The 11085-nt window shown below is 62.7% G+C and carries 11 protein-coding genes; 1 reads left to right on the top strand and 10 read right to left on the bottom strand.

Translation table 11 applies throughout. The features are described from left to right. Position 1: 1 nt before the first annotated feature. From VGO04_RS31560 to VGO04_RS31570, 3 genes are all read right to left on the bottom strand, one after another. Entirely contained in the window at positions 2–700 is a 699-nt protein-coding gene (locus VGO04_RS31560; protein WP_327499932.1) for a phosphatidylserine decarboxylase, read from the bottom strand. Positions 701–815: 115 nt separating this feature from the next. Next, positions 816–2702 (bottom strand): ABC transporter ATP-binding protein/permease, encoded by a 1887-nt coding sequence (locus VGO04_RS31565; protein ID WP_327499933.1) that lies wholly within the window; start codon positions 2700–2702, stop codon positions 816–818. Positions 2703–2907: 205 nt separating this feature from the next. Further along, a complete protein-coding gene (locus VGO04_RS31570; protein WP_327499934.1) occupies positions 2908–4677 on the bottom strand; it encodes a LysM peptidoglycan-binding domain-containing protein in 1770 nt (589 codons plus the stop codon). A gap of 244 nt (positions 4678–4921) precedes the next feature. Here VGO04_RS31570 and VGO04_RS31575 point away from each other — a divergent pair, with 244 nt between their 5' ends. Continuing rightward, complete coding sequence (locus tag VGO04_RS31575; protein ID WP_327499935.1) at positions 4922–5542, top strand: TIGR00730 family Rossman fold protein; 621 nt, start codon at positions 4922–4924, stop codon at positions 5540–5542. 76 nt (positions 5543–5618) lie between these two features. Here the strand turns inward: VGO04_RS31575 and rarD are convergent, their stop codons facing one another. The 7 genes from rarD to VGO04_RS31610 all read right to left on the bottom strand — a co-directional run. Beyond that, positions 5619–6551 (bottom strand): EamA family transporter RarD, encoded by a 933-nt coding sequence (rarD, locus tag VGO04_RS31580; protein ID WP_327499936.1) that lies wholly within the window; start codon positions 6549–6551, stop codon positions 5619–5621. A 213-nt stretch (positions 6552–6764) separates the two neighbouring features. Further along, the gene (cimA, locus tag VGO04_RS31585) at positions 6765–8381 is read right to left on the bottom strand and encodes a citramalate synthase (RefSeq protein WP_327499937.1); all 1617 of its coding nucleotides are present in this window, start codon (positions 8379–8381) and stop codon (positions 6765–6767) included. 34 nt (positions 8382–8415) lie between these two features. Beyond that, a complete protein-coding gene (gene pip, locus VGO04_RS31590; protein ID WP_327499938.1) occupies positions 8416–9378 on the bottom strand; it encodes a prolyl aminopeptidase in 963 nt (320 codons plus the stop codon). A 2-nt stretch (positions 9379–9380) separates the two neighbouring features. Beyond that, positions 9381–9902, bottom strand: coding sequence for a GFA family protein (locus VGO04_RS31595; RefSeq protein ID WP_414650640.1), 522 nt, complete (start codon positions 9900–9902; stop codon positions 9381–9383). Then, the gene (locus VGO04_RS31600; protein WP_327499940.1) at positions 9875–10351 is read right to left on the bottom strand and encodes a GFA family protein; all 477 of its coding nucleotides are present in this window, start codon (positions 10349–10351) and stop codon (positions 9875–9877) included. Before VGO04_RS31600 ends, VGO04_RS31595 begins: the two co-directional genes overlap by 28 nt. Further along, positions 10348–10839 (bottom strand): GFA family protein, encoded by a 492-nt coding sequence (locus VGO04_RS31605; RefSeq protein ID WP_327499941.1) that lies wholly within the window; start codon positions 10837–10839, stop codon positions 10348–10350. The genes VGO04_RS31600 and VGO04_RS31605 overlap by 4 nt, the downstream gene beginning before the upstream one ends. Continuing rightward, a partial coding sequence (locus VGO04_RS31610; protein WP_327499942.1) for a VOC family protein occupies positions 10839–11085 on the bottom strand: 247 nt, incomplete at its 5' end. The genes VGO04_RS31610 and VGO04_RS31605, both read right to left, overlap by 1 nt.

An 11085-nucleotide genomic window follows, 5' to 3' on the forward strand; every position in this document is an offset into this window, starting at 1 on the left:
CTTATGCGCGACGGCTGATAACCGGGCCCTTGGCCGAGCCGAACTCGGCAAGCACCGTTTCGCCGGCAACTGCGGTCTGCCCGACGCTGACGCGCGGCTCGGTGCCTGCGGGCAGGAATACGTCGAGACGCGAGCCAAAGCGGATCAGGCCGAAGCGTTCGCCGGCTTCGAGCGACCCGTTCTCATACTTCCAGCACAGGATGCGGCGGGCAACGAGGCCGGCGATCTGGACGACGCCGATCGGGCCGTGTTTCGTTTCGATCACGAGGCCGTTGCGCTCGTTCTCGTGGCTCGCCTTGTCGAGTTCGGCGTTGACGAACTGGCCGGCGCGATAGGCGACGCGGGTGATGGTGCCGGCCATCGGCGCACGGTTTACGTGGCAGTTGAAGACATTCATGAACACCGAGATACGCAGCATCGGCTCTGAGCCGAGGTTCAGCTCTTCCGGCGGCATGACCGTTGCGATCGACGAAACGCGACCATCGGCCGGGCTGATCACCAGATCGTCGTCGATCGGCGTCATGCGCTCAGGGTCGCGGAAGAAATAGGCGCACCAGGCGGTCAGCACGAAGCCGATCCACATCAATGGCTCCCACAGGAAACCAAGCACCAGCGACACGACGAAGAAGATCGCGACGAAGCGATAGCCTTCCTTGTGCACCGGGACGAGCGTGTTGCGGATCGTATTGACCAGGCTCATAAACTCTACTCCAGATTTTCCGTGGAACGTGAACTAGCGCGAATTGCCCCGGCGGGCAACGCCGCCCGTCCGGCAGCGACAAAACGCGTCGCGCTCAGCAAAGAAAGAAACACCATCAGATCGCCGGCTCGCCGCGCGTGACGATGCCGAGATCGTCGCTCTCGCGCACCCGCTTCAGCTGCTCCTCGGCCTGCGTCGCTTCGCGCTGGCGGCTCCACATGGACGCATAGAGGCCGTCGCGATCGATCAACTCGCCATGGGTGCCGCGCTCGGCGATCACGCCGTCCTTGAGCACGATGATCTCGTCGGCGTTAATGACCGTCGAAAGCCGATGGGCGATGACAAGCGTCGTGCGGTTGCGAGAGACGACATCCAGCGCCGACTGGATTTCCTGTTCCGTGCGCGTATCGAGCGCCGAGGTGGCCTCATCGAGGATGAGGATCGGCGGCGCCTTGAGAATGGTGCGGGCGATCGCGACACGCTGCTTCTCGCCGCCAGAAAGCTTCAGGCCGCGTTCGCCGACCATCGCCTGGAATCCTTCAGGCAGCGTGCGAATGAAGTCGGCGATCTGCGCGGCTTCCGCTGCAGCCTCGACTTCGGCCTCGGTGGCCGAGGTGCGGCCGTACCGGATGTTATAGGCGATCGTGTCGTTGAAGAGCACGGTGTCCTGCGGCACCATACCGATCACCGAACGCAGGCTCTTTTGCGTGACACTGCGCACATCCTGGCCGTCGACGGTAATCACGCCTTGCTGCACATCGTAGAAACGGTAGAGCAGACGCGAAAGCGTCGACTTGCCGGCACCGGATGGGCCAACGACGGCAACGGTCTTGCCTGCAGGCACTTCGAATGTGATGCCCTTGAGGATCGGTCGCGCCGGATCATAGGCAAAGTGCACATCCTTGAAGGCAATCGCTCCCTTGCCGATGACGAGTTGGGCGGCGTTCGGACGGTCCACCACCTCGGCCTTGACGTCGAGCAGATCGAACATGTGCTCGATATCGGTCAGACCCTGGCGGATTTCGCGATAGACGAAGCCGATGAAATTGAGCGGGATCGCAAGCTGGATGAGCATGGCGTTGACGAAGACGAAATCGCCGAGCGTCTGTTCGCCGCGCTGAACGGCGAGTGCCGACATGATCATCATGACCGCTGTACCGGCACCGAAGATCATCGCCTGGCCGAAGTTGAGCCAGCCGAGCGAGGTCCAGACCTGGGTCGCCGCCTTCTCGTAGCGCTCCATCGACTTGTCGAAGCGCCGGGCTTCCATTTCCTCATTGCCGAAATACTTGACCGTTTCGAAATTCAAAAGTGAATCGATCGCCTTGGTATTGGCGTCGGTGTCACTGTCGTTCATGGAACGGCGGATGGCTATACGCCAGTCGCTCGCCTTGACGGTAAACCAGATGTAGAGCGCAACGGTGACGCCGGTGACGAACAGGTAGCTGAAACCGTAGCCCCACCAGAAGATCACCGCCGTCAGCAGGAACTCGATCAGCGTCGGAACGCTGTTGAGGATGGTAAAGCGGACGATCGTCTCGATGCCCTTGGTGCCGCGCTCGATGACCCGCGAAAGACCGCCGGTGCGCCGCTCCAGATGGAAGCGCAGCGAGAGTTGGTGCATGTGGACGAAGGTCTTGTAGGCAAGCTGCCGGACCGCATGCTGGCCGACGCTTGCAAAGAGGGCGTCGCGGAGCTGGTTCAAGCCGGCCTGCAACAGGCGCGCCAGATTGTAGGCGAGCACCAGCATGACTGCGCCGGTCAGGAACTGCGGCAGGAAACCGAGCGCATCCGGCTTGCCGTTCAACGCGTCGGTTGCCCATTTGAAGGAATAGGGAACGAGGATCAGGACGACCTTGGCGATGATCAGGATAACGGTCGCCCAGATAACCCGGAGCTTCAGGTCCGCCCTGTCTGTCGGCCACATGTAGGGCCAGAGATTGGCGATCGTCTGCAACGGATTGCTGGTATCGGCCGAAACGGTTTTCTTCTGGGGTGCCACGTTCTGATCCGCTCTTACTTTCTCGCGCTGCCCGGGAGTTGACTGTCACCCGCTCAAGCTGTCGCTAAGCCTTCCTGTAGATGAAGACCCGCAGCGCCGTCATCACCGTTCAATGAAAAGCGGCGCCCGTTGAAGGCGCCGCCCTTGGTCGAGAGATAAGCATCCATCGCAGGCGCCGCAATGTCGACGGCCGGCGATATCCCGCTTATTGCTCGTGTTTCATGTGCTTCTTATGAATTTCCCGCGATTCTTCGTCCGGCAAGGCCTGGTCGGGCACGCCGAAAACCTGTCCCGGGCGAATGCGGTCCGGGTCCTCGATCTGATCCTGGTTGGCAAGATAGATCGTGGTGTAGCGCAAGCCCGCCCCGTAGACGCGACGCGATATCTGCCACAGCGTGTCGCCGCGGCGGATGATCACCGAACTCTTGCTTTCCTTGAGTGGGGCCTGCTCGACCGTTTGCGGCTGTTCCGATGACGTCGCAACGGCCGCAGTTTCGGTGACGGGCTGCGGCGCTGTCGCGTCGTTGGCAATGGCGCTTCCGGCACCCAGCACTTTCGCGAGCTCGCCTGGTGCGGGGGCGTTGTCCTTGGGTTGCGCAGCCTCGGACGCAGGTGTCGCGCTGCCCCGCTCGGCCAGGACCGCACCAACCGTCGCATCGACCTTGGCAAGGGCCGTGGCAACGCTCGTCGCATCCTGAGACGCCGCCTTCAACGCGACGAGCGCGTTGGCGGCTGCATCCGAAGCCCGCGCCGCGGCAGCGGCAAGCGTCTGATCGGAATTGTCGGCGAGCCGGAAATCCGAAAGCGACTTCAATGCAATCTCCGTCGCAGAACGGGCGGCTGCCAGTTGCTCGCCGCTCGGCACCTTGCCGTCGGCATAGAGCCCCTTCAACAAAGCGAGCGCCTTGCCGGCTTCCGCGCGCAGACCATCGAGACCTGCGGTTGCCGAGGGCGTGCTTGCCGGAGCGACGGCCGCGACCTGGGACCCCGCAGGGCGATCGAACGGAACCGAAGCGCGCATCGCAACCTTGGTGCCATCCTCGTTCAGCATATCGGCGCGGATGATGTGGCTGCCGACCGTCAGTTCGATCTGACCGTCGACCACGAAGCGGCCCTTGTCGTCGGCCTTGGCTTCGCCGAGCAACTTGTCGTCGGCGTAAACGCGAACGACAGCCCCCGCCTTGGCACTGCCGGCGACGAACATCTTGGCGCCCTCGATCTCGACAGCGCTCACCTGTAAGCCAGGAACCCCAGTGAGCTTGGCCGGCGCCGCGGCAGTCTCGCCGGTCGCCTGGGGCGTCGCCGAAGCAACCTCAGCAGGCTTCGCTTCCGCCGGCTGTGCAGCGGCCTCCTGCGTCGCATCGGGCGTCGTGATCAGTCGGCTTGCCTCGCCGGGCTTCGACACCATGGCCAGCAGTTGGCCGGTCGCGTCCTTGGGAACCGAAACGGTCGCCACCTCCTGCGAGCTCTTGACCGCGCCGTCCTCACCGGTACTGCGCAACGTAAGCTGATGATCGCCGGCGGGCAGCGGATTGTCGAAGACCGCCGCGAAGTCGCCAGTCGCACCGACGTCGGCCGTTCCGACCACGGTGTCGCCGCTCAGGATCTCAAGCTTCGAACCGGGTTGAGCGTGGCCAGCAATAACCGTCGAGCCATCCGGCTCCACACGCAACACGTCGAAGCCGGGAATGGCCGGATCGACGGCGGGCGCGTCGGCGGTTGCCGCTGCTGCGTCCTGTTGAGCCTGTGGTGCCGCCTCCGTCTTGGCAGCCTCGGCCGTCTTGGCTTGGCCGGCGACACCGTCGGTCGCCTGCGGTCCACCGGTCGTCGGCTTCGCCTCGGTTGGCTGGCTTGTGCCGCCGTCTGCCGGCTTCTTGCCGTCGCCGCGCAAATTCGGTTGAATTACGAAAACCATCAACGCTGTTGCTGCCCCGAGGACAGAAATGGCCACCCAGCCGGCCTTATTTTTGATCATGCCACTCTCCACACGGAGCGGAGCAAAGCTCCGCGCATGCCCTCTCATCGGCCTGCGGTGCGGGCTTGCACCATCCATTATAGCGCAATAGCAAGCAACCCGTCCGATTTCTTCAATCAATCACTGAAATTGCTAGCGATTCGCGATTCGGCGCACAAGCATCCGACGGCCTTGCAACCCGCAGAAATCCGGCTTTCCCCTCATTTTTCTTGACCCATGCTGCGGTGCAATGTTTTTTGGGGGCATGAGCACCGAAAACACCACGATTCGATCCATCTGCGTCTATTGCGGCTCACAGCCCGGACGCGACACCGCCTACATGGAAGCCGGCCGCGCACTTGGCCGTTCCATCGCCGACCACGGCCTGCGCCTCGTCTATGGCGGCGGCACGCGCGGCATCATGGGAGCGGTCGCCAGCGGCGTCCTTTCCAATGGCGGCGAAGTGACCGGGATCATCCCCGAATTCCTGATGGACAAAGAAGCAACCCGCCATTCGCTCGGCCAGCTGAACGAGCTGATCGTCACGGCCGACATGCACGAGCGCAAGCACACGATGTTTGAGCGCGCAGACGCCTTCGTGGCGCTTCCCGGCGGCATCGGCACGCTGGAGGAGATCGTCGAGATCATGACCTGGGCGCAGCTCGGACGGCACCGCAAGCCGATGGTCTTCGGCAACATCAACAATTTCTGGCGGCCTATGCTGGATCTGCTTCAGCACATGCGCGAGGAAGGTTTCGTGCACACGGCGCATCTGGTGCAGCCGCTCGTCGTCAACGACGCCGTCGATATCGTCCCGACCATCCTGGCGGCTGCCGGTGGCGGCAATGGCCGCGACGGCGAAGCTGAGATCATCTCGCGGCTCTGATCCCGCAGACACCCGCATAAGCAAAAGGCGCGCTCACCGGCGCGCCTTTTTCATTTTGTCTCGAAGTCGCCTCGCGCTATTCGGCCGGGCTTGCCTGCAGCGCGCGGCGCGCGCGGCTTTCTGCAAGCATCGCCCCGGAATAGATCACCAGCGCCGCCCAGATGAGGCCGAAGGCGATGAGTTTCGCCGTGCCGAATGGTTCGTGGAAGACGAAGACGGCAATCACGAAGATCATCGTCGGCGCGATATACTGCATGATGCCGATCGTCGAGAGGCGCAGCAGCTTGGCGCCGTTGGCGTAGATCATCAGCGGGACGGCCGTGACGATGCCGCAGGACAACAGCCAGAGCACGTCGGTCATCCCGGTGTCGCCGAAATGCCCCTGCCCCGTGGCTTCGAGCCAGATGATGTAGCCGATTGCCGGGATGCTCAGCAGCAGAACCTCAAGGAAAAAGCCCTGGTTCGGACCGACAGGCAGGGTCTTGCGGAAGAAGGCATAAAAACCCCAGGACAGGCAGAGGCCGATCGATACCCACGGCAGGCCGCCGGCATCGAAGGCGAGAACGGCGACCGCGGACGCTGCAAGCGCAATCGCGACCATCTGCGCCGGGTTCGGCTTTTCCTTCAGAAGCACCGCGCCGAGGAAGATCGAAAACAGCGGGTTGATGTAATAGCCGAGCGCCGTCTCGATCGCGCGTCCGGCGCCGATCGCCCAGACGTAGATGCCCCAGTTGATGGTGATCAGCACCGCGGTCAGTGCCGCCATGCACAGCATGCGCGGCGAGCGCAGCGCCACCTTGATGTCATCGGTTCGCCCGAGCCAAAGCAGAACCAGACCCGCGAGCGGCACCGACCAGACGATCCGGTGCGCGACCACTTCCGGCGCCGGAATATGGGCGACCGCCTTCATGAAAAAGGGCAGGAAGCCCCAGAGCAGATAGGCGGTCAGCGCGAAGGCAAAGCCCTTCGCGGAATCGGTATTTTCGGCGGGTGCTTTTGGCTCGGCCATAACATGTTTTCCTGGTGTGTTTTGCCGGAGAGCCATCACGGCAATAGAGCGCTCTCCAGCTGCAAGGGAAGGCGCGGCTTACAAGCCTGCGAAGTCTCCCATAGGTGCGTCCTACTCCAACGCCCGGTAATGCACCAATTCATTTCCGTGAAGGGATGGTGAGTTTTGCTCATCATCCCCCGCAGCGAGACCGTGCTCTACCGGTAGCCGAGGTCACTCGGCGGCGATCAGGCCGACATGGTCGCGGTTCTTCAAGAGTTTGAAGATGATGCTGTCCATCAGTGCCTGGAAGGAGGCGTCGATGATGTTGTCGGAGACGCCCACAGTCCACCAGCGCGCACCCGTGCCATCGGTCGATTCGATCAGAACGCGGGTGATCGCCTCGGTCCCGCCATTGAGGATACGGACCTTGTAGTCCGCCAGCTCGAGATCTTCGATTTCCGACTGGTACTTGCCGAGATCCTTGCGCAGCGCGAGGTCCAGCGCGTTGACCGGCCCGTGCCCTTCGGCAACCGACATCATCGTCTCGCCATCGACGAGCACCTTCACCACCGCCTCCGACACGGTCTTTAAGTTTCCGTTGGCGTCGAAGCGGCGCTCGACCATGACCCGGAAGCTCTCCACGTGAAAGAAGTCCGGCACGGTGCCGAGGATGCGGCTCGCAAGCAGCGCAAAGCTCGCATCCGCCCCTTCATAGGCATAGCCGGTCGCCTCCCGCTCCTTGACGATGGCGATCAGCTTGTCGAGCTTCGGGTCGTCCTTGCTCACAGAGATACCGCGGCGCTTCAAAGCGTTGATGAAGTTGGCCTTGCCGCCCTGGTCCGACACCATGACCTTGCGCAGGTTGCCGATGCTTTCGGGCGCCACATGCTCGTAAGTGCGCGGGTCCTTCAGCAATGCGGAGGCGTGGATGCCGGCTTTTGTCGCGAAAGCCGACGCGCCGACATAAGGGGCCTGCTGGTCCGGCGAGCGGTTCAAAAGCTCGTCGAAGGAATGGGCAAGCTTGGTCAGCTCCAGCAAGCGGTCGGCGTCGATCGCCGTTTCGAAGCGGCTGGAATAGGTTTCCTTCAGCGCAAGCGTCGGGATCAGCGTGACGAGGTTGGCGTTGCCGCAGCGCTCGCCAATGCCGTTCAGCGTTCCCTGGATCTGGCGCACGCCGGCTTCAACCGCCGCCAGCGAATTGGCGACCGCCTGGCCGGTGTCGTTGTGGGCATGGATGCCGAGATTGGCACCGGGTACACCCGCGGCGATCACGGCCGCAACGACCTCGCGCACCTCCGGCGGCTGCGTGCCGCCGTTGGTGTCACAGAGCACCACCCAGCGCGCACCGGCATCGAAGGCGGCCTTGGCGCAGGCGAGCGCGTAGGCGGGGTTCGCCTTGTAGCCATCGAAAAAGTGTTCGCAATCGACCATCGCCTCGCGGCCGGAAGCAACGACGGCCGCGACAGAGGCGCTGATGTTGTCGAGATTTTCCTCGTTGGTACAGCCGAGCGCCACCTCGACATGATAGTCCCAGCTCTTGGCGACAAGACAGATGGCATCGCTTTTTGCGGCAAGCAGCGCGTTGAGGCCTGGATCATTGGAGGCCGAAACGCCGGCACGCTTGGTCATGCCGAAGGCGACAAAAGAAGCCTTCTGCGTACGCCTGCGCGAAAAGAACTCGGTATCGGTCGGGTTCGCACCGGGATAGCCGCCTTCGATGTAGTCCATGCCGAATTGGTCGAGCAGACCGGAAATCGCAATCTTGTCCTCGACGGAAAAGTCGATGCCGGGCGTCTGCTGCCCGTCCCGTAGCGTCGTGTCGAAGAGGTAGATGCGTTCCCTGGTCATGGCTCTCGTCCAAATGCTCTGTTTTTGCTCGTTCTTACTCGGTCTTGCCTGCGTATTTGTCCGTGGCACGGATCAGCCTGTCGAGGATACCGGGCTCGGAATAGGCGTGCCCCGCCCCCTCGACCAGGTAAAGCTCGGCATCCGGCCAGGCCTTGTGCAGCTGCCAGGCATATTTCGCCGGACACGGCATGTCATAGCGCCCATGGATAATCACGCCAGGGATGCCGTGAAGCCGGTGGGCATCGCGCAGCAATTGCCCTTCGTCCATCCAGCCGGCATTGACGAAGAAGTGGTTTTCGATCCGCGCAAAGGCGTCGGCATAATCGTCGTTTTCAAACGGCGCGCTTGTCGATGGCTCAGGCAACAACGTGATCGTTTCGCCTTCCCAGATGCTCCAGGCTCTTGCGGCCGCAACGCGCGTCGCCTTGTCGTCGCTCGTCAGTCGGCGATGGTAGGCGAGCATCATTTCGTGTCGTTCCGATGGCGGAATGGGCGCAATGAAGCGCTCCCACTTGTCCGGGAACATTTCCGAGACGCCGAACTGATAGTACCAGTCGAGCTCCGCCTTCGTCAGCGTGTAGATGCCGCGCAGAATCAGTTCGGAAACCCGCTCCGGGTGCTTCTCGGCATAGGCGAGCGCCAGCGTCGAGCCCCAGGATCCGCCGAACACCAGCCACTTTTCCGCGCCGGCCATTACGCGCAGCCGCTCGATATCGGCAACGAGGTGCCAGGTGGTATTGGCTTCGATTTCGGCATGCGGCTCAGACTTGCCGCAGCCGCGCTGATCGAACAGGGTCACGTCATAAAGTGCCGGATCGAACAGGCGGCGATGGTTTGGGGAGATCGTTCCGCCGGGGCCGCCATGCAGGAAGACGGCGGGCTTCGCACCCGGCGTGCCGACCTTTTCCCAATAGATCACGTGCCCGTCGCCGACATCGAGACGGCCCGAGGCATAGGGTTCGATTTCGGGATAGAGCGTACGCAGAACAGTCGTCATTTTCAGTCTTTCGTGAGCGGCCAGTGCACGGTGTCGTAGTCCGGATGCTGGCGGTTCGTTTCGAGTATGATCAGATGCCGGGTTGCCGCAGCCTCGCTGCCGTCGTCCGTTTCCTTCTCCTTGAGCCCCGCAAGCCGGGAGAACCATATGACGCGGGACTCGACGCCGGACTGGTAGACGGGCTGCACGTCGTCGGGATCGTCGAGCGAACCGAGCGCGATGTTGATGAAGTCGGCGTCCGGCATTTCATAGAAGAGCGGCGTGCCGCAGTCGCTGCAGAAGCCGCGGCGTACCAGATGCGACGAACGGAACCAGGACGGCTGGCCCCGCGTGACGTCGAATTTCTCGCGCGCCACGTTGGCGAGCGGCATGAAGTAGTTGCCGGTCGCCTTCTGGCACATACGGCAATGACAGATGTGCGGATCGGCAAGCGCGCCCTCGGCGCGGTAGCGGACCGCGCCGCACTGGCAGCCTCCCGTGTAGATACGCGCGATCGTCACTTGAATGCTCCCGAAGGATGCCATTGCTCGGTCTCGTGATCCGGATGCTGGAAGGAGATGATGCTCTCCTGCCGTGCATAAAAATCCTGGTCTTCGAGAACCGGCTGCTGGAAGATGGTTTCGACCCAGGGCAGCCGCGACGCGTGATTGACCTGGATTTTCGGCGCGAGATCGGACCGATCGTCAAAGGTGCCGATCGCGATCTCAAGACCGCCGGGATGCCTATAGGTCATCGGCGTTCCGCATTTCGGGCAGAAGCCGCGGTCGATGTTGACCGACGACTGGAAATAGCTCGGCTCGTCACGCACCCATTCGACGCCATCCTTCGGTGCTGTCACCAGCGCCGAGAAAAACGAGCCGAACTGCTTCTGGCACATGCGGCAATGGCAGATCGACGGGCGTCCGAGCTCTCCCCGGATCCGGAAGCGGACGGCACCGCACTGACATCCACCTGTACGAACGTTCTCTGTCATCGTGTCTCCTCCGGGGGCCAGGTCTCGGTATCGTGGTCGGGATGCTGATAGGAAACGAGTTTTTTCAGGAATTCCAGGGCGTCCGGATCTTCCATCGTATGAACGCCTGGCAGTTCGGGCACATGGTCGGCATAGGGCAGTTTGCTCTCGATCCCCCACTGGACCATGGGCGTGATGCCTTCCGGCTCGTCGAAGGCGGCGATCGCCAACGCCAATCCATCCGGCGCCTCATAGGTCAGCGGCGTACCGCAATCACCGCAAAAGCCGCGCCAGCCGAAATTGGACGACTGGAAGCGCTTACGCTCCCCCCGCGTCCAGGTGACATGCGCGCCGCGCACCGAAACCAGCGGCAGGTAGAAATTGCCGCTTGCCTTCTGGCACATGCGGCAATGGCAAACGGATGCATCGCCAAGCACTCCCTCGACGCGAAAGCGGACCGCACCGCACTGGCAGCCGCCGGTGTAATAAGGCTTGTTGTCGAGACTCATCACGACCCTGCCCCGGCCGGCGCATGGCAGACCGCTTCGATGTTGTTGCCGTCGGGGTCCAGTACGAAGGCGCCATAGTAGTCCGGGTGGTAGTGCGGCCGAAGTCCCGGCTTGCCGTTGTCGCGCCCGCCTGCCGCAATCGCCGCCTCGTAGAACGCATCGACTTCGGCCCGGCTTCGCGCCGCAAAGGCATAGTGGCGGCCGGCGCCTGCCGCTGCCTCATGCAACCAGAAGACCGGCCGTTCC

Source organism: Ensifer sp. (assembly GCF_035999185.1).
Classification (GTDB): Bacteria; Pseudomonadota; Alphaproteobacteria; order Rhizobiales; family Rhizobiaceae; genus Ensifer.

Coding starts and splice junctions, on each gene's coding strand:
- VGO04_RS31560 (WP_327499932.1), bottom strand. CDS start 700: ATGAGCCTGGTCAATACGATCCGCAACACGCTCGTCCCGGTGCACAAG.
- VGO04_RS31570 (WP_327499934.1), bottom strand. CDS start 4,677: ATGATCAAAAATAAGGCCGGCTGGGTGGCCATTTCTGTCCTCGGGGCA.
- VGO04_RS31575 (WP_327499935.1), top strand. CDS start 4,922: ATGAGCACCGAAAACACCACGATTCGATCCATCTGCGTCTATTGCGGC.
- rarD (WP_327499936.1), bottom strand. CDS start 6,551: ATGGCCGAGCCAAAAGCACCCGCCGAAAATACCGATTCCGCGAAGGGC.
- cimA (WP_327499937.1), bottom strand. CDS start 8,381: ATGACCAGGGAACGCATCTACCTCTTCGACACGACGCTACGGGACGGG.
- pip (WP_327499938.1), bottom strand. CDS start 9,378: ATGACGACTGTTCTGCGTACGCTCTATCCCGAAATCGAACCCTATGCC.
- VGO04_RS31595 (WP_414650640.1), bottom strand. CDS start 9,902: ATGGCATCCTTCGGGAGCATTCAAGTGACGATCGCGCGTATCTACACG.
- VGO04_RS31600 (WP_327499940.1), bottom strand. CDS start 10,351: ATGACAGAGAACGTTCGTACAGGTGGATGTCAGTGCGGTGCCGTCCGC.
- VGO04_RS31605 (WP_327499941.1), bottom strand. CDS start 10,839: ATGAGTCTCGACAACAAGCCTTATTACACCGGCGGCTGCCAGTGCGGT.